At 41.9% G+C, this 18,846-nt stretch carries 17 protein-coding genes; 8 read left to right on the top strand and 9 right to left on the bottom strand.

The annotated features are described in order from the left end of the window. The first annotated feature begins 82 nt into the window (after positions 1-82). The 3 genes from ACZ48L_RS03550 to ACZ48L_RS03560 all read left to right on the top strand — a co-directional run bounded on the left by ACZ48L_RS03550 (position 83) and on the right by ACZ48L_RS03560 (position 1,557). Entirely contained in the window at positions 83-607 is a 525-nt protein-coding gene (locus tag ACZ48L_RS03550; protein ID WP_025792323.1) for a hemerythrin domain-containing protein, read from the top strand. Between the two features lie 89 nt (positions 608-696). Then, positions 697-1,032: a DUF488 domain-containing protein gene (locus ACZ48L_RS03555; protein ID WP_025792322.1), complete on the top strand. Its 336-nt coding sequence runs from the start codon at positions 697-699 to the stop codon at positions 1,030-1,032. Between the two features lie 117 nt (positions 1,033-1,149). After that, the gene (locus tag ACZ48L_RS03560; RefSeq protein ID WP_008822823.1) at positions 1,150-1,557 is read left to right on the top strand and encodes an Hsp20/alpha crystallin family protein; all 408 of its coding nucleotides are present in this window, start codon (positions 1,150-1,152) and stop codon (positions 1,555-1,557) included. A 157-nt stretch (positions 1,558-1,714) separates the two neighbouring features. Here ACZ48L_RS03560 and ACZ48L_RS03565 read toward each other — a convergent pair whose 3' ends face one another. Genes ACZ48L_RS03565 through nusB form a run of 5 tightly spaced genes read right to left on the bottom strand, consistent with a single transcriptional unit; the run spans position 1,715 to position 5,287 of the window. Further along, positions 1,715-2,152 (bottom strand): DUF5606 family protein, encoded by a 438-nt coding sequence (locus ACZ48L_RS03565; RefSeq protein WP_008822824.1) that lies wholly within the window; start codon positions 2,150-2,152, stop codon positions 1,715-1,717. A 39-nt stretch (positions 2,153-2,191) separates the two neighbouring features. Continuing rightward, a complete protein-coding gene (gene coaE, locus ACZ48L_RS03570; protein ID WP_025792319.1) occupies positions 2,192-2,776 on the bottom strand; it encodes a dephospho-CoA kinase in 585 nt (194 codons plus the stop codon). Continuing rightward, positions 2,773-3,783 carry a CdaR family protein gene (locus ACZ48L_RS03575; protein ID WP_025792317.1) on the bottom strand — a complete coding sequence of 337 codons (1,011 nt, stop codon included), beginning with the start codon at positions 3,781-3,783 and terminating at the stop codon, positions 2,773-2,775. The genes coaE and ACZ48L_RS03575 overlap by 4 nt, the downstream gene beginning before the upstream one ends. 33 nt (positions 3,784-3,816) lie before the next feature. Next, entirely contained in the window at positions 3,817-4,149 is a 333-nt protein-coding gene (gene yajC, locus ACZ48L_RS03580) for a preprotein translocase subunit YajC (RefSeq protein WP_008822827.1), read from the bottom strand. 46 nt (positions 4,150-4,195) lie between these two features. After that, positions 4,196-5,287, bottom strand: a complete 1,092-nt coding sequence (nusB, locus tag ACZ48L_RS03585; protein WP_025792315.1) for a transcription antitermination factor NusB — start codon at positions 5,285-5,287, stop codon at positions 4,196-4,198. Positions 5,288-5,548: 261 nt separating this feature from the next. Here nusB and ACZ48L_RS03590 point away from each other — a divergent pair, with 261 nt between their 5' ends. The 3 genes from ACZ48L_RS03590 to ACZ48L_RS03600 are packed head-to-tail and all read left to right on the top strand — an operon-like array spanning position 5,549 to position 7,206. Beyond that, positions 5,549-6,160 (top strand): 50S ribosomal protein L25/general stress protein Ctc, encoded by a 612-nt coding sequence (locus ACZ48L_RS03590; protein ID WP_008822830.1) that lies wholly within the window; start codon positions 5,549-5,551, stop codon positions 6,158-6,160. A 57-nt stretch (positions 6,161-6,217) separates the two neighbouring features. Continuing rightward, on the top strand, positions 6,218-6,790 hold the full coding sequence (pth, locus tag ACZ48L_RS03595) for an aminoacyl-tRNA hydrolase (RefSeq protein ID WP_008822831.1): 573 nt from the start codon (positions 6,218-6,220) through the stop codon (positions 6,788-6,790). Continuing rightward, complete coding sequence (locus tag ACZ48L_RS03600) at positions 6,790-7,206, top strand: RNA-binding S4 domain-containing protein (protein ID WP_025792313.1); 417 nt, start codon at positions 6,790-6,792, stop codon at positions 7,204-7,206. The genes pth and ACZ48L_RS03600 overlap by 1 nt, the downstream gene beginning before the upstream one ends. A 414-nt stretch (positions 7,207-7,620) precedes the next feature. Here ACZ48L_RS03600 and ACZ48L_RS03605 read toward each other — a convergent pair whose 3' ends face one another. Next, positions 7,621-10,590, bottom strand: a complete 2,970-nt coding sequence (locus ACZ48L_RS03605; protein WP_464722011.1) for an outer membrane beta-barrel protein — start codon at positions 10,588-10,590, stop codon at positions 7,621-7,623. A 395-nt stretch (positions 10,591-10,985) separates the two neighbouring features. Here ACZ48L_RS03605 and aroB point away from each other — a divergent pair, with 395 nt between their 5' ends. Then, positions 10,986-12,032 (top strand): 3-dehydroquinate synthase, encoded by a 1,047-nt coding sequence (aroB, locus tag ACZ48L_RS03610; protein ID WP_025792311.1) that lies wholly within the window; start codon positions 10,986-10,988, stop codon positions 12,030-12,032. A gap of 172 nt (positions 12,033-12,204) precedes the next feature. Continuing rightward, positions 12,205-14,901, top strand: a complete 2,697-nt coding sequence (locus tag ACZ48L_RS03615; RefSeq protein ID WP_025792309.1) for a calcium-translocating P-type ATPase, PMCA-type — start codon at positions 12,205-12,207, stop codon at positions 14,899-14,901. Between the two features lie 550 nt (positions 14,902-15,451). Here ACZ48L_RS03615 and ACZ48L_RS03620 read toward each other — a convergent pair. The 3 genes from ACZ48L_RS03620 to ACZ48L_RS03630 all read right to left on the bottom strand — a co-directional run bounded on the left by ACZ48L_RS03620 (position 15,452) and on the right by ACZ48L_RS03630 (position 18,702). After that, on the bottom strand, positions 15,452-16,513 hold the full coding sequence (locus ACZ48L_RS03620) for a class I fructose-bisphosphate aldolase (protein WP_025792308.1): 1,062 nt from the start codon (positions 16,511-16,513) through the stop codon (positions 15,452-15,454). 160 nt (positions 16,514-16,673) lie between these two features. After that, a complete protein-coding gene (gene mnmA / locus ACZ48L_RS03625) occupies positions 16,674-17,756 on the bottom strand; it encodes a tRNA 2-thiouridine(34) synthase MnmA (RefSeq protein WP_025792306.1) in 1,083 nt (360 codons plus the stop codon). 31 nt (positions 17,757-17,787) lie between these two features. Further along, on the bottom strand, positions 17,788-18,702 hold the full coding sequence (locus ACZ48L_RS03630) for a YitT family protein (RefSeq protein WP_008822838.1): 915 nt from the start codon (positions 18,700-18,702) through the stop codon (positions 17,788-17,790). Positions 18,703-18,846 lie beyond the last annotated feature (144 nt).

Raw genomic sequence — 18,846 nt, forward strand, 5'->3', positions numbered from 1 at the left:
TAACAGGCACATTTGTTACCTGCCATCTATCTATATCTATATACCTTTGCAACCAAAGAAACAATAAATAACAAATAAGAATATGTCACAAAAACAATTTAATACGACAATCCCATTTGAAACTTGGGATCTTGATTTACTGGTAGATTATGTTTTGAAGTTCCATCATCGTAATACGAGAAAATATGGATACGAACTCCTTGACAGACTTAATGCGCTCGCTGCTAAGCATCCAGAGCTGGACCGTGTAGTAGATCATTTCCGCAATAGTATCGCAGATCTTGACCTGCACTGCCAAAAGGAAGAGAATGTTCTCTATCCATTCATTCTCGAACTGTTCAATGCTTCTGAGTTAGGACAGCAACATGCACAGTTCCACTGTGGGTCAATTCAGTACCCAATCAATGCTATGATGGCTGACCATGGTGATGAAACAGAACGACACAAGCGTATTGAGGAACTCACAAATGGGTATACTGCCCCTGAAGGTGCCGAACCTGAATACGTGAAAGCAATGGAAGACTTGCACCGTTTCCGTGATTATCTCCTGGAACACATCTACTTGGAGGATGAGATTATCTTCCCAAGAGCATTGGCTTTGGAATAATCAACCAAAGATATTACACCTTATTATATTATAGAGGATAATATCGGGGAGTAGCATTAAGCTGGATCCTATAAAATAAAGATACAATGATAAAGATTAAACGTGCTTATGCGCCGGCTGAAGAAACCGACGGTTATCGTATTCTAGTTGACCGTTTATGGCCACGTGGTATTAGCAAAGAAAAGGCAAAGATTGATCTTTGGCTGAAGTCTGTAGCACCAAGTAGTGACTTGAGGAAATGGTTTGGACACGTACCAGAGCGTTTCCCAGAATTCACAAAACGCTATAAGGCAGAGTTAGCAGAGTCTGGTGCGCTGGATGATCTTCGTAAAGTACTTTCTGAACATCCTGATGCGACACTCCTCTTTGCCGCACATGACGAGGAGCATAACAATGCTGTGGTATTGAAAGAACTACTAAGCTAATACGACATATTGACGTATTAAAGTGTCAAAGTGTCACTAAAACTCCACTGGTACGCTCATTGCATAACACTCTGTACAAAATATTAATAATAAAAATAAAGTAAAGGAGATAAAGATATGTACAGAGATTCATGGTTACCAGAAGTATTTAATGATTTCTTGAACACTACGAATATGCCAAAAACAAATGCAACAGCACCTGCAATCAATGTTTTGGAGACTGAAACTGATTACACTGTAGAGGTTGCTGCACCAGGTTTAAGCAAAGATGACTTTGAGGTTAACATCAATAATGATGGTGACTTGACTATTAAGATGGAGAAGAAGTCTGATGAGAAGGAGCAGAAAGCTCATTACTTACGTCGTGAGTTCGCTTACAGTAAGTACGAACAGACATTAATTCTTCCTGATGATGTTGAGAAAGAGCACATCGCTGCACGTGTAGTCAACGGTGTTCTGACCGTCACCTTACCAAAGATTAAGGTTGATGTACAGAAGATTGCTCGCCAAATTACTGTAGGTTAACAAAGAAAGGGTCTACTTGCCCTGATGGAAGAGGAGTTTGGGATACTCGCAAAGATATTTTCCGAAAGTCAAATGAAGTGATTATCCCTATTTAATTGAGTTTTTATTAGAATCGAAAAGTCCTCAAGTGTCTTGTACACTTGAGGACTTTCTTTGTTTATTTTCTATCATCTATGTTATCACCTTCCGTAGGTTTCATGTCTTCTTCAAAGTTTGTTATACCTGCTTTTACAAGTATTTCATACCATTGGAGAAGCTTCTTTATGTCACTACTGTGTACACGGTCACGGTCAAAGTCGGGAAGTACTTCGCCAAAATAGGTCTGTAACTCTTTAGCAGAGGCTTTACGCCAATTCAGAGAAGCAACTTTTCCACCCTCTTTATCACGTAATTTAGCAAGAACCTGTCCCAATGGAACATCCTCACTATCGGTGAACATTGCTATATCAGCAAGACTTGTCACACGATCTGTTGCAAAAGCGGGCTGACGACGGTGTGTTTCGTCTAATGCTTCTACGATAAGATTCATTTTACCACGGCTCACTAACTTATAGAGTCCTGGCTTACCTGCAATTGAAAGAATTGTCTGTAACATTTTTATATATAACTTTTAATTATTGAATTATCCTTTTTTCTATCTTTTTAATGTGGCACAAGAAGTACCAAGTTGACTCAATAGGTGAGTTATCTGTGGTTCTAAAGGGCGTAAACCATCATTGATTATTTCATAATTGCTTCGTTGTAAAACCTCCTCTTGTGGAAGTTGATGTGATATCCAATCTAAGGCTTTATCCTTACTGATATGGTCTCGCATCATTACACGTTGCACACGAACATCTATTGGGGCCGTAACACAAACTACTTTATCGACATGTGTCCGCTTATAAAACCCACTATCGAAGAATATTGCACTCTCTAACCAAGTAAAACCCGACTGTTCAAAGTCGTATGCCACGGCTGGATGAATGATATTATTCACTGCTTGCATATGCTCATCACTATGAAGAAGATATTGGGCAAGTACAGCTTTTTGCAAGACTCCATCACGGTATACATCCTCGCCTACCAACATTGACAACTCACGTTGTAAAGTATCAGATGTACGCATCAACTGCTTTGCATGTGCATCACAGTCATAAACATCAATCCCATGAGCCTTCAGTAACTGGCAGACATAAGATTTTCCACTTCCAATACCACCTGTCAATGCTACAATCATCGCTGTTCAATGAGGTAATCAACAACATCTACTGATGGACGAACATCACGAACACCATTAGGAGTGGCTTGTATAAAGAGGTGACACTTATCTGAATGACGCGATTCTACCTCCTTGTAATTAACAACAACACGGAAACCAACAGGTAACAGTTCCCTCGTTTCTGGATTCTTTGGCATCGTTCGCATACGATAAGCACCAACAACGAACTTCAAAGTTACCTTACTTGGGAACGTACGCATTACCTTATCCGCCGGAGTATTGATAGCTTCAATGGGGACTTCCACACTTTCTTCCGTTAAGACATCAGGGAATAGCTTCATCTTCACTTTGGAAGGAATGCACTTAGCATTGGTAAAACGCCGCAAGTCAACTGTTATCTCCTTCACATCTGTGAAATTCGAGATATGTTGACGTGATGTATATACCGTTTGAATACTATCCAACACACTCCGGGTAGCATACACTTGTACGCTATCAGGAATGAATTCAACATGTGCAAGATAATAATTGTTACCAGGTATAACTTTTCCCAACAGTTTTACAGGCACTTTCTTATGGAGTCCAAAGTTGAAAGAGAAAGTATAATTTCCACTCTTCACTGAAGTTATCTTCGAACTTTTAGCTAATTGAAGATAAATCAGTCGCTGAATATCTGCAGCAGAAATCTCTCCATGCCCCTTACCATCCGTATAGACTTTATAATCTATAAAAATTGGATGAAAAGCCTCTTCCGTAGCATAAGCAGCTATCATGTATCCTTTATCTCGTACTGTAAAACGCACAACAGTATCAGGATCACTCGTTATCACTACATTACGTGGGACATCTACTATGCGAAGAGGAATGCTAAACTCACGTTCGTACGTTTCATTCAGCGTCATCACAAGCCAAAATGCCCCACTTAACACTAAGAAGAACAAAAAAATCAGAAACTCCTTGCTGACAATTCTCGACAAGAAGTTCCTGAAAATACTAAATGCATGAAGCGATTTACCTGTCTTCATCAAATACCTTATCTCTTTAACAACCGATAAGTGTTACTTACTTTGGTTCTGCTGAGAAGCTTGTACACTGCCAAAGACATAGCCTTTGTCTACTGTAATGACAACGCCACGTGCTATTTCTATATCAACCTTATTATTGGTCAAATCAATGTGCTTTACTGTTCCATAGATACCGCCACCTGTTACGACTGCGTCACCATCCTTCAATGCATTCTGAAAAGCACGAATTTCTTTCTGTTTCTTTTGCTGTGGACGAATCATAAAGAACCACATGATGACAAATATTGCCACCATCATTAGTATCATAGGCATAGCACTACCACCTTGCTGTGCGGCTTGTGCCGCTAAAAAAAGACTTGTATTCATTTATTTTTCTTATTTGTTTTCCTTTATTATACGACAGAAGAACTGATTACTCCGCGTTATCATTCTCCAAATTCTCAGCCTGTACTTCCTCTGTTCGCTGACGTTCAGCAAGACGTTGGGCAGAAGTCTCTGCTACAGTTGGCCTACGCCCTTCACGGCGGAAATCCCTTTCCTCCTGACGATCATCACGATTCCGACGCTGACGAGGCTCTGGCATCGCTTTCATCATCTTACCAGTCTGAACCAAATGACGCGCAATTGTATCAAGCATACCATTGATATAGCCACCACTACGCGGTGTACTATACAACTTGGCCAAGTCAACATACTCGTTTATTGTCACTGAAACAGGGATATTTGGGAAGGTAAGCATCTCGGCTATGGCAATCTGCATGATGACAACATCCATATATGCTAAACGAGAGAAATCCCAATTACGACTTGCTTCACTCATGTAACGCTGATATACATCTGCATTAAGAATGGTAGCACGGAATAGTTTTACTGCAAACTCACGATCCTCTTCATCTCTGTATTCGGGTAATAACTCTTGATCTGCCTTATTTTCTGGATCAAAACGCTTGATTGTCTTGATAACAAAAGTATCAACCACTTCCTTATCATCGTTCCAGTAAAGGCTTCTCTCCTCCAAAACAGCATCCAAGTCAGGATTTTCCTGTATCAAAGTACGATAAATCTTACGCCATACCTCACGGTCTACGTCATAAGAATCATCTTCACTTGCCATGTATTCCTTATAAATTGTACTCTGTTCAATCTGATCACAGAGCTTACGAACAGCCTCCATATCATCTTCCCAACGACGTTTTTGATTCTCCATGAAGAGATTCAGCTGCTTGTTTTCTTCTAATTGTACGGCAAACTTATTGTAAGCAAACCGTTGTGACGGAGCCTCTGTCCCTTCACGGGTAGCACGGTTAGCGGCAATCTCCACACGATGGCGCTCCTCCTGCGTGACAGAAACAATTAGAGCCAAGAGGTAATTATAAAGATCATACGCTTTTGCCAGACTGAAAAGAAGTTCCTTTTCAGCATTGTCCATGTTCCTGTTACCGTTCTGATAGTATGCATAGGTTAACTGGACAATCTTGATTCGAATTAGTTCCCTATTGATCATTGTCTGTTCTAAAAGATTGTGTTTCTATTAAATTCTTTATTTTGCAAATGTAGGAAAAAACCTCCGTACATGCAAACAATCATTTGTTTTTCTATGTTTTTTTACATATTACTTGCCCAATTCGTCGAAAAAAACTACCTTTGCATCGCTTTTTGCAAATTGAGAATTGAAAATTGCAAACGTAACAGTTTTCCAATCCTTAGTTTCTCAGTGTGTGATGGCGAATTAAAGTTCATATTAATTTAGAGTAACACAAAGATTATGAAAGAAATCAAAGTTGCAGGTCAGAAGCGTACAGACCTTGGAAAGAAAGCTTCAAAGCATCTCCGTAAGGAAGGTTTAGTTCCTTGTAACCTCTATGGTGAGGCACATAAGGACGGTAAGCCATTGGCATTGTCATTCACAGCATCAATGTCAGAATTACGTAAGTTGGTTTATACTCCACACATCTATGTTGTTGAGTTGGTTATTGATGGTGAGTCTCACACTGCAGTTCTCAAGGAGCTCCAGTTTCATCCAGTAACAGACGCTCTGCTTCATGTTGACTTCTATGAGGTTAATGACCAAAAGCCTATCACAATTGGAGTACCTGTTAAGCTTGTTGGCTTGGCACAGGGTGTTCGCGATGGTGGTCGTATGAACCTTTCTATCCGTAAGATTAATGTTATGGCTCCATACCAGCAGATTCCAGAACACCTTGATATCAACGTTACAGAGCTCCGTCTCGGTAAGAGCATCAAGGTTGGCGATCTCAGTTTCGAGGGTCTTGAATTGGTTACTCCTAAGGAGGTTGTTGTTTGTTCTATCAAGGCAACACGTAACTCTATTCAGGCTGCTGCAGCTGCAGAGGCTGAAGAAGCTGCTGCTGAGTAATACTTATTACTCACTGAACCATTAAACAGGACAGATTGTACAAGTAAATAAGAAACATTGGACAAGTATCTAATTTGTGGTTTAGGTAATCCCGGACAGGAATATGATGGGACTCGCCACAACACAGGATTTATGGTATTGGACGCTTTCGCTAAAGCGTCCAATATTGTTTTTGAGGACAAACGTTACGGATTCGTAGCTGAAACAAGTATTAAGGGACGTAAGGTGTTCTTGCTAAAGCCCACGACTTTTATGAATCTATCAGGTAATGCAGTGCGTTATTGGTTGAATAAAGAGAACATAGACCAGAGCCGCCTGCTTGTCATTTCGGATGATGTAGCCCTGCCACTCGGTGCTTTCCGACTGAAAGGTAATGGTTCAAACGGTGGGCACAACGGTTTAGGACACATCCAACAGCTTATCGGACAGAACTATGCACGGCTTCGTATGGGTGTAGGAAATGACTATCCGCGGGGCGGTCAGATTGATTGGGTTCTTGGGCATTACTCTGATGAAGACATGAAGCTACTCCAACCGTCCATCGATTTAGGTGTGGATATCATCAAGAGTTTCGTCCTTGCAGGGACAGACATCACGATGAATCAGTTTAATAAGCTTGGAAAGAAATAATGAATGACGTTGCAAGAATAGATAAATGGTTATGGGCTGCTCGCATTTTCAAGACCCGTTCCATTGCAGCTGATGCATGTAAGAACGGACGTGTTACAATAAAAGGTGTAAATGTGAAGCCTTCACACACTATAAAGGTAGGTGAAGTGGTCAGCGTCAAGAAACCTCCAATCACATATTCCTTCAAAGTTCTGAAGACTATTGAGCAGCGTGTAGGTGCAAAACTCATCCCTGAGGTGTATGAGAATGTTACTGAGGCAAAGCAATATGAGCTACTTGAAATGAGCCGCATCAGTGGATTTGTTGACAGAGCACGTGGAACGGGACGACCAACAAAGAAAGATCGGCGCCAAATGGATGCCTTTGTTGAGCCTGCAATGTTTGGGTTCGACGATGAAGATGATGAGGATTTCTGATGAAAAGGAGGATTGTACCATAGACTCTTATGGACTTTCCAACCTTTAATCGTCATGAGAAATGAATAAAACAAGGCATAACGGCATTATATTCGAGCACTTTTTTACAGGAGAAAGATACCCTCGACTATCCGAAAAGCTGACAAGCTTACGGACTGTCGGGGGCTTTTTTTGTTCTATCTGCAGATACTTCCCCCAGCAAGGGATTCATGGTCTCAATGAAAAAGGGCTACGGTTTTCACAAAAAGGGTCAACTTTTTCTTCAAAAAGGTTGACCTTTTTTAAAGAGAAGGGTAATTCATAAGGTGCCAAAGTACTCTAAAGATTCTTCTAACACTTGTATTATAATCGAAAAGGGGACACTCGAATAGAGCGCCCCCATCTTATAATCAAGTAATAATCTACGTATTGCCATCAGAAACCACCAGGTCCTCCACCCATCGGCGGTCTACCTCCACCACCAGGTCTGCCCCCAGGAGGTGGTCCCATCCTAGGACCTTGGCGATCGAAATCACGTCCCGATGGCGGCTTCGGCATTGCATTCTTACCTCCAAAGAGGTTCAATCTATACGTAGCACGTAACATAACGTAGCTATTTATACTGTTATATTCCGTATCTGAACGGCTCACGTCACTGATGACACGTGAGAGATTACTCTGCTGATGCAGTATATCATAGAACTGTAAGCTCAATGTCAGCGCATTACCACGTAGCAAACTCTGTGAGATTTGGGCATTCCACAATAACTCGTTCGTATTCAGTGAAGCGTCATTATATCCTCTTCTGCTGGTCTGATGCAAATCCGTTGAGATACTCATATTCCATGGGAGATTGAAGTTAAGCGTACCTCCGTAAGCGAACTGCCATGTGCGTAGATTGCTGAAACTCTGTAGATTATTCTTTGTACGTGTGTAATCCACCGAGCCATCTAACTCCAATTCAAGCCAAGAGATACGATAACTGCCTGCCAAACGTTCTCCCAAAGTCAGCGATTTCGTTATATTCTTCTCTAAAAGACTTGCTGCATTAGGCTGCAGATAGCTGACATAACGGTTGAAGTTAGCACGTGTAAAGGAGTGTACATTCCATATTCCAGCTGAATCAATACTTGTATTGAACATCACCGCCGCATCTGCATTCCAGTTTCCGTTGACGTTTATGGGCCGAACCGTTCGTGCTCCACTTGCAGCATCATAGGTTACACTGTTTCCGATGGCATTGCGTGTGGTTGAGAAGTTCGCAAAAGTCATGAGTGCCTGCGCATGTTTCTGTCTGAAAGTATTATAGAACAGACGGAAACGGTTCACGAATGCAGGCTTCAACCCTGGATTACCAATAGAGATATTCTGTGGATCAGTGTTATCAACAATGTTCAACAACTGACTCATCGTTGGCTGTGTCACCGTCCCCTTATAATTAATTCGTAGGTTACTCTGCTCACTAAACTTATAACGGAAGTCGAATGTTGGACTCCAGTTTACCACCGTTCGGACAGTATCAACATGTACTCCGAGATAATCCTGCATATATGTAGACCGTTGTGGCTGTAGCATTACACCGACATTCATCTTCCACTTATTCCTAATCATGCGCAACATCACTTGCATATCATGCGTATAAGTACGATATTCCGAATACCTACTCAGGTCATTATCCAGATAACTGCCTACAGGATTGGGTAACAATCCGAGGTAATTTCCCCACGAACGATAGGCAGGTTGCAGACTATTGAAGGCTCCAGAAGGCAGAGCAGAGAAATCATACGTATCACGATCGCTCTTAGAAAAGCCATATTTGAACTGATAACTGAACTGTAAATAAGTCTTTCGGGCTATCGGTTCACTGTAAGTTGTCTGTACTGCGAGATTCCAACTCTTCGTTGGCATGAGGTTATAGCGGTAGGCTTGATAAGTAGAGTCATTACCCAACGCATTACGCAACTGAAAATATTGTAGGTCTTGTGTGGAGAATGTCTTCGAATCGGCATCACTATAATCACCATCTACACGTAATGTGACGTTCCTTCCCGCCTTACTTAACTTCCTGTTCACCTGAAGCATTGCTCCCAAAGTAGTCTTATCACCATATGATATCGTCATGTTACGCTGGCTGTTCACCATTACTCCTAACGCCTTTAGCTGTGCAATAGAAGCAGCAGACAAAGGGTCGTCAACAGTTTCATATGGGTCTGCACTATAAGCAGCCGATGTACTAACCGTCTGACCATCACTCTTACTAATCTGAATATTTGGTCGGAACATAATATTCCATACAGAATCAGGCTTCCACTCTAACCGGAAACGTCCGTCCCAGGAGTTCTCCCGTGTATATTGCTGGCTCAGTCGATTAGAAAAAGATCCCATATGAGCTACGAAATTCTCTGCTGACACGCGCGTATTGAGGTCACCATCCGAGTGATTCCATCTCACACTACCATCCCATTGCAGCGTCTTTCCGTTATCATAGTTCATGTTCAATCCTATCATCTTCGTAGCGTTGAGTCCCTGACGTACACCACCAAAGCCGCCACGAGGCCCACCTCCAAAGCCCATATCATTGACATTGTTCGCCGAAACGAAACCCATCATGCGGAACTTGTCATTGAAGTAAGCCGCCATTCCACGTTCAGAATATCGGTTCTTAGTACCAATACCAAGGTCGATGTTTGAGAAGAGTCCTTTGTTCATCCCTGGTTTCACACCGAAATCCAATACTGTTGACTCATTTCCATCATCTATTCCTGTCACACGGCTAAGGTCACTCTGCTGATCATAGGCCTTTATGTTCTGAATAATGGATGTTGGTAAGTTCTTCATAGCAGTCTTTGTATCGCCCACCATGAACTCTTTCCCATTTACAAGAATCTTCTTTACCTCCTTTCCATTAATCTTTATCGTTCCATCATCCGACACTTCTGCACCTGGAAGCTTCTTCACCAGCGCTTCTATCGTCGATCCTTCTGGTACACGATAAGCTGATGCATTGTATTGAAAGGTATCTGCCTTCACTACAACCTTAGGTGCACTTGCCACAACTTTCACCTCTTTCAGTGTATGAGAGTCCACATGGAAGTCCAATTGACCTACCGCAACATCTTGTTCGTTGGCTATGGCTACGTCCTGATAGATAGTCTTATATCCTACGTACGACGCCTTTAGAATATACCTACCATTAGCAGGTGCAGTGATTTTAAAGTTTCCTCCATCATCAGAGACAGCCCCAACAACATAACTACTGTCCTGCTTCAGCAGCTGAACAACAGCATAAGGCACCTTCTCCTTTAGTTCTCCATCATAAAGAGAGCCCGTAACCGTCCTGTTCTGTGCCATCACAGCAACGGCACTTGTCATCAAAAGAACGAATATCAACAGTCTTTTTATCATAAATTATATCATTAGCTGTTTTATATGATGCCAACAATTCTTAAAAGTTTAATACCTAAATCATTTTTTCTTCCCTACCCTTCGCTTCCCATCTTATTATTATATAGAAGAAAAAATATTCCTATAAGAGAAGAATCAATACAGAAATAATATGATATTCATTCTATGTGAGAGTCTCCATGGGGTAACTTTCTTGTGGAAAAGTTTACCTATACAAGCGCTCTCTGTCCTACTCTCGAGAGAGAAAGATAGACCTTGACCCACTGCACAGACAATAATCAATGTGCGCAATAATAATCCATTTCATATTAAATTGTGTGAAATAAAAATGCCGTTATTCCTTTTTAAAACAAAGAAAAGCGTATTTTTGTAAGAAAGAGAAAGGGAGAAAGCTTATGAAACAACAGGTTATTATATCGAAACAGTTCAAGAGCGACTTGGCAAAAGCCATTGCAGAGTGTGAACATGATCGGATTTTTATACTCGTAGACGAGACCACTAAAGATCTTTGCTGGGATCTTATAAAGGATTATTACTGCCTGAAAGGAGCACAGGTGATAACGATTGGGACAACAGACAGCAGCAAGACACTCGAAACACTGACGCATGTATGGGAGTCATTGCAGCAAGGGGGTGCCACACGACATAGCCTTCTTATTAACCTTGGAGGTGGTATGGTGACGGATCTTGGTGGCTTTGCAGCCTCAACCTTCAAACGTGGAATCAACTTTATCAATGTTCCTACGACTCTTCTTGCTATGGTGGATGCCAGTGTCGGCGGTAAAACAGGCATCAACTTTGGTGGATTAAAGAACGAGATTGGTGTCTTCTGCGATGCAAACTGTGTCATTCTCAACACGAACTGGCTGAAGACACTTGATGAAGAGAACCTTCGGAGTGGCTATGCGGAGATGTTAAAACATGGATTGATAGCCAATGAAGACATGTGGGCAGAACTTATCAAATTCAATCTTGCCAACCCTGACCTACAAAAACTATCCACTATGTTGGGTAAAAGTGTGAAGGTTAAGGAGAGAATCGTGGAGAAAGACCCACATGAGAAGGGTCTTCGAAAGGCTCTTAACCTTGGACATACCTTCGGACACGCCCTTGAGTCATGGGCTCTGAAGCATCAACCGATTCTTCATGGATACGCTGTTGCCTTTGGATTGATACCCGAACTCTATCTGGCAGTGATCAAAACAGGCTTTCCTACAGACCGTATGCACCAGACAGTGCGCTTCATCCGTGAGTATTACGGTACACTTCCTATTACATGCAATGACTATCCAGAGCTCATCGAGCTAATGTATCACGACAAGAAAAACCGTGGCAACGAAATCAATGTCACCCTCCTTGGCGGTATAGGAGACATCCGTATCGACCAGTCAATCACTGAAAACGATGTGAAAGAAGCACTTGATTTCTTTCGAGAAGGATAACAATCTAACGAAGAAACGTCACATTTACAATAAGACAAAGCACTCTCTTTCTGATTCTTATGAAAGAGAGTGCTTTCCTATTCATTTAATTTTTGTATCTTTGCATGCCCAAACAGTCACCAGATAAGGGACTGATCCCGTTCAAAACGTACAGTCCCAATAACAATACATTATGGAACTTAAAAAGATATACACAGGACTTAACGCACAGGAAGTTGCAGAGAACAGGAAGAAATACGGTGAGAACCTCCTCACTCCCCCTGCACAAACACCACTATGGAAACGCTTTATAACAAAGTTCAAAGACCCTTTGATCATCATTCTACTTGTTGCAGGAGTCCTTTCTATCGCCATTTCATTTTATGAATACCATGGATTACACGAAGGAACAGAAGTTTTTTTCGAGCCTGTAGGCATCTTTATCGCTATTTTGCTTGCCACAGGAATGGCTTTCTTCTTTGAAGAGAAAGCCAATAGGGCGTTTGCCATACTCAATCAGGTGGATGATGACGAGCCTGTAGAGGTTATCCGTGATGGCAATCCAAAGAAAATTGCAAAGCGTGACATCGTTGTTGACGATATTGTCTTACTGAATACGGGTGCCGAAGTGCCTGCTGATGGCAAGCTACTTGAAGCTATCTCACTGCACATAGATGAGTCAACACTCACCGGAGAACCCATCTGTAATAAGAGTACCCATGAAGAAGACTTTGACAAAGACGCTACCTTTCCTTCTGATTACGTGTTGCGAGGAACCAAAGTTATGGAAGGACACGGTGTTTTCCGTGTGGAAAAGGTAGGTGACAATACTGAAAATGGTAAGGTTTTCGTGGCATCGCAGATTGACAACAGCGTAAAAACACCACTCACCGAACAACTTGAAAGACTTGGAAACCTTATCACCTGGTCAAGTTATGCCATCGCTGTAATCATCCTTATAGCCCGAATAGCGATGTTCTTCCTCAGCTATGACTTCACATGGGTGCACTTTCTGCAATATCTCCTGGACTCTATCATGATCTGCGTAACGCTCATCGTCGTTGCAGTACCAGAAGGATTGCCTATGGCAGTTACACTTTCCTTGGCTTACTCCATGCGTCGTATGCTCAAGACCAACAATCTTGTACGCAAGATGCACGCCTGTGAAACGATGGGAGCGACAACAGTTATCTGCACAGACAAGACTGGAACGCTGACTCAGAATCAGATGCGGGTATATAAAATCGAAGTTGATTGCAACTCGGAAGAGCATAAAGCATTAGCCAAAGAAGGGATTGCCGTTAACTCTACGGCGTCACTTGATCTCTCTGATGCTCAGCATCCGACCGTTTTAGGCAACCCAACTGAAGGTGCACTCCTACTGTGGTTACACGAAAAAGGTTATGATTACCGTCAACTAAGGGCTGATGTTGAAATCATTGATGAGTTACCTTTCTCCACAGAACGCAAGTGTATGGGAACATTAGTACGCTCTGGGCTGCTACCGGGTAAGACCATACTATATCTAAAAGGTGCAACAGACATCATCCGATACTACTGTTCTGACATCATGGGGAACCGCTCATGGGATGACATTACGGCACAACTGCTTAAATGGCAGAACCAAGCTATGCGAACCTTGGGGTTCGCCTACATGATAATACCAGACAGTTCAGAATTCAAACTACACGAAGGTGTCATCAGTCAGATACTTGATTCTATAAAAGATGGTAATAACGGACTGACTTTTCAAGGTATCGTTGCTATTGCCGATCCTGTACGTAAGGAAGTGCCTGATGCCGTTCGGGAGTGCTTAGACGCTGGTATCGATGTGAAAATCGTGACGGGTGACACTCCTGGTACTGCCAAAGAGATTGGCAGACAGGTAGGTATATGGACTGAAAAGGACTGTGATCGGTGCGTCATAACGGGTCCTGAGTTTGAAGCTCTTAGTGATAAAGAACTATCAGAACGTGTAAACAGTATGAAAATCATTGCCCGCGCACGGCCAATGGACAAGAAACGGCTCGTTGAAGCATTACAGGCAAAACACCACGTGGTGGCTGTTACGGGTGATGGTACCAATGATGCACCAGCCTTAAAGGCTGCCCACGTTGGCTTATCTATGGGTGATGGAACAAGCGTAGCTAAGGAAGCATCGGACATAACCATTATAGATAACTCCTTCAGCTCCATCGGTCGCGCTGTGATGTGGGGACGTTCACTCTATCAGAACATACAACGTTTCATCCTTTTCCAGATGACTGTGAACGTAGCAGCTTGTCTTATCGTACTGGCAGGAGCACTACTTGGAACACAGAGTCCGTTGACCGTGACACAGATGCTATGGGTAAACCTTATCATGGATACCTTTGCAGCAATGGCACTTGCATCTCTCCCACCATCAGAAGCAGTAATGCAGAACAAACCACGTGACCGAAAGGCATTTATCATCAACCCATCTATGTCACGACAGATTATTGGCGTGGGTGGTTTATTCTTCATTTTACTCTTAGGACTGCTCTATATGTTAGAGTATGCACCTATCAATAGCATGACAGACCTGCTCACATGGCACCCCACAGGACCAAGAGAACTGACCAATCATGAGCTAAGTATCTTCTTCACTGTCTTTGTTATGCTACAGTTCTGGAACATGTTCAATGCGCGGGCATTCGCTACGGGCAAGAGTACATTCCACTTCAAAGGTTGTAAAGGGTTTGGTATCATTGTACTGGTCATCCTCATCGGACAAATCATCATCGTACAATTCGGTGGTAAGATGTTTAATGTTACTCCACTTTGTCTGACTGATTGGATTGCAATCATCTTAGTTACTTCACTCGTTCTATGGGTTGGGGAATTACTCAGACTGATGAATAGGAGATAACTTAATCCTTGATTAGTGCATAAAGAAGTCTTGTTGAGGGTGTTTAGAAAAGACTTTACAAATAAAGAACCTCTATCGATTAAATTCTTAAAGAAAACGTATTTTTAAGGCATCTGTAACCGTCTATATACCAACAGATTACAGAAGGCAAAACAAAAGGGCATCTTTTGACTCTCAAAAGGTGCCCTTTTGCATGGTAAAAGGGCATCTTTTACATCGCAAAAGGGCGTCTTTTAGAATGCAAAAGACGCCCTTTTAAAAACCACATGGGAATTAATCTTACAAAACAGCAGTATGAACTGTTATCTGTCAGTATATGTATTGCTTTGCTATTGCTCATATGATTTAGTCCAGACGTACGTAAATCGACTCGAATCATACAAACGAATACGAAGTAGTAAACAATAAAAGAGTCTTATCAAACCTCGTTATTAAGGTTGGATAAAACTCTCTGAAATATAGTTGTTATAATCCTATAACTTATAGAATAATAGCCTGTAAACTCAGACTAAACCTTCATTGGTAATGTGTTTAATAAGACACAGCTTCATTAAGCCAAAGTGATTTCCTTGTCAAGATATACATCCTGAACTGTATGAAGTAGTTCTACACCATCCTTCATCGGCTTCTGGAACGCCTTACGACCACTTATCAGACCGATACCACCTGCTCGTTTGTTACAAACAGCAGTGATGACAGCTGCACGAAGATCATCATGTTCGTTACCAGAAGATGCTCCACCAGAGTTGATAAGACCAACACGTCCCATGTAAGCATTGGCAACCTGATAACGTGTGAGGTCGATTGGATGTGCGGTTGTCAGCTTATCATATACCAACGGACTTGTCTTTCCAAAGTTCAAGGCAGTGAAACCTCCGTTGCAATCAGGCAGTTTCTGCTTTACGATGTCTGCATGTATGGTTGCACCAATGTGTATAGCTTGTGAAGTAAGGTCAGCTGAAGTATGATAATCTACGCCGTCTTTCTTGAAAGCTGGGTTACGTAAATAGCACCAAAGGATGGTTGCCATACCCAAAGAGTGCGCCTCTTCAAAGGCTTGAGCAACCTCAATAATCTGCCGATGTGCATCATCTGAACCGAAGTAGATTGTTGCTCCGACAGCCACAGCACCCATATTCCACGCCTCACGGACGGTTCCAAACATGATCTGTTGGAAGCTATTAGGATAGGTAAGCAGCTCATTATGGTTCAGTTTTACGATAAACGGAATCTTATCAGCATACTTACGGGCTACGCTACCCAATACTCCAAATGTTGTTGCAACGGCATTACAATCACCATTGATAGCAAGTTTAATAATATTTTCTGGGTCGAAATACTCGGGATTCGGAGCAAAAGAGGCACCTGCAGAATGCTCTATACCTTGGTCAACAGGCAGTATTGACATGTAACCTGTACCCCCAAGGCGACCATGATTAAACAAAGTTGAAAGGCTACGGATGGTTTGTATGTTGCGATCACTGTCTTTCCATACACGATCTACAAAGTCTGCTCCAGGCTGATTGAGCATGGATTTAGATATGGTTTTGCACTCATGAGCTAAATAAAAGTCAGCATCTTTGCCTAATAGTTCTACAATTTTCTTACTCATAACTTACTTGTTTAATTGTTAAACATATCATGAGCAAAGATAACAAATATATAACCAAACTTTTTATTTGGCATCTTATATATTTGTTTAGCAGGTAAAAATACCCATTAATGGTGATACTCAATTGATTACATCCCCATTAATGGTGTTGCTTATAATGCTACAGTGTTATCTCTCCAGAGCCATAACACTTATGATGTTGCTCATCATAGACAACGCAGAACTGGCCGGGAGCAACGCCATGTATGCTCTCGGCTGAATGAATCAAGCACTTACCATCAGACAATTGTTCAACGGTTGCTGGATGATATTCTGGTGTATGACGAATCTTAAAGGTGATTTTCTCTGGTAAATCAGTTACTCCTTCCGTCAAGAAGTGGAAGTCATGCAGTGGAAAGTCTTTCTTATAGGCTGTCTCTGGGTCGTACCCATGACTTACATAGAGGATGTTCTGTGTAACATCTTTCTTGATAACGAACCATGGACCACCGCCTAAACCAAGTCCTTTACGCTGCCCTATCGTATGGAACCATAACCCTTTATGCTCCCCTATCTTCTTTCCTGTCTCCAATTCAATGACATCTCCGACCTGTTCTCCAAGGTAACGGCGTACATATTCATTGTAATCAATATTCCCAAGGAAGCATATTCCTTGAGAATCTTTACGCTTTGCATTGATAAGATGCTCTCTTTCAGCAATCTCTCTCACCTCGTTTTTCTCGTAATGTCCGATAGGAAAGATAGCTTTCTTCAGTTGCCAATCATATATCTGAGCAAGAAAATCAGTCTGATCTTTCACTGGATCAGGACTTGTTGTGAGCCATTTACGCCCGTTTATCCACTCAGTTTGTGCGTAATGACCGGTAGCTATGAGGTCATAGGCATGTCCCATCTTCTCATCAAAGGCTCCAAACTTAATCAATCGGTTACACATTACGTCTGGATTAGGCGTAAATCCAGCCTTAACCTTCGCCATTGTGTAGTGAGTTACCTGCTCCCAATATTCCTTATGACAGTCTATTACTTGCAGATTACAGTTAAACCGACGTGTAACAGCCGTTGCCATCTCTAAGTCTTCCTCTGAATTGCAATCCCATTCCTCCTTTTCTTCTGGTCCAATCTTGATATAAAAGCAATCAGGATGTAACCCCTGCCGTGCAAATTCATACACTACGACAGAGCTATCTACTCCTCCTGAAAGCAGAACTGCAATCCGTTTGTCCTTTAATTCTTCTATGTTCATCCTACAATCCTTTCACCTTCTTCTTGTTTTCTTACCTATTGTGCACAGCTTCTTCAGCCTCTTTCTTGCGATGTGCAACCTTCATTCTGTCAAAGCCCATGCCATATACACCATTCACAGCACCTTGTGAGACAAACGCATTAGGGTCTATTTCATCAATAACTTGGAAGATTGAACGTGCTTCTGAGCGTCGTGCAATAATAAAAAGCATACCAACCTTCTTGCCTGTATAGAACCCACGGGCTTCAATCACCGTACAACCACGTTCTACATCATTATTAATAGCGGTTCCAATCTCGCCCCAATGCTCTGAAATTACGAAGAACTGAACAGATCCACGCATGCCATTGATGAGATAATCTACGAAGTAAGTCATCACAAACAGTACGATATAGCCATAGATTACCTTCTCCCAATCATTCAAAACCAAGTAACTTGATGTGATAATGCACAAATCACACGCAAGAATAACACGTCCGAGAGATATGTCACGGTACTTATGTATCATCGCAGCAATGACATCTGAGCCTCCAGAACTTGCATTATACTGCAACGCAATACCAACTCCTGCACCTAACAAGACACCACCAACGACACAAGCAAGGAATGGCTCATCAGCAAAAAGTGCATGTTCGGCAAACACTTGTCGTAAGATGGAAGTGGCAATAGCAAATACTAATACAGCGAAGATAGTCCTTACACAGAACTTCCAACCCAATATTTTCAATGCAACGAAGAGTAAAATACCATTAATAATAAGATAAGTGTACTGCACAGGAACACCAGTTCCCCATTGTACGACGGATGCTATACCCGCAATACCACCAATTGTAATCTTGTGAGGGAGTAAGAATGCACACCAACCAAAGCTACCTAATATCATAGCTACGGCTATCATGAAGAACTCCCAGACGTTTTTGAATTTGCTTTTTCTTTTTCTCGCCATGTGTTTTGTCTGCTTATTCCCACTGCATTAAGAGTCAGTAGGCTTTTGTTAGAGATAAGTTTATAGGTCAGTTGTATAGGTAATACCTAAAATAATTGCTTGCAAAGATAGTGAATTTATAATGAATTCAACTCTATAAGAACT

The organism is Prevotella histicola, from assembly GCF_055385135.1.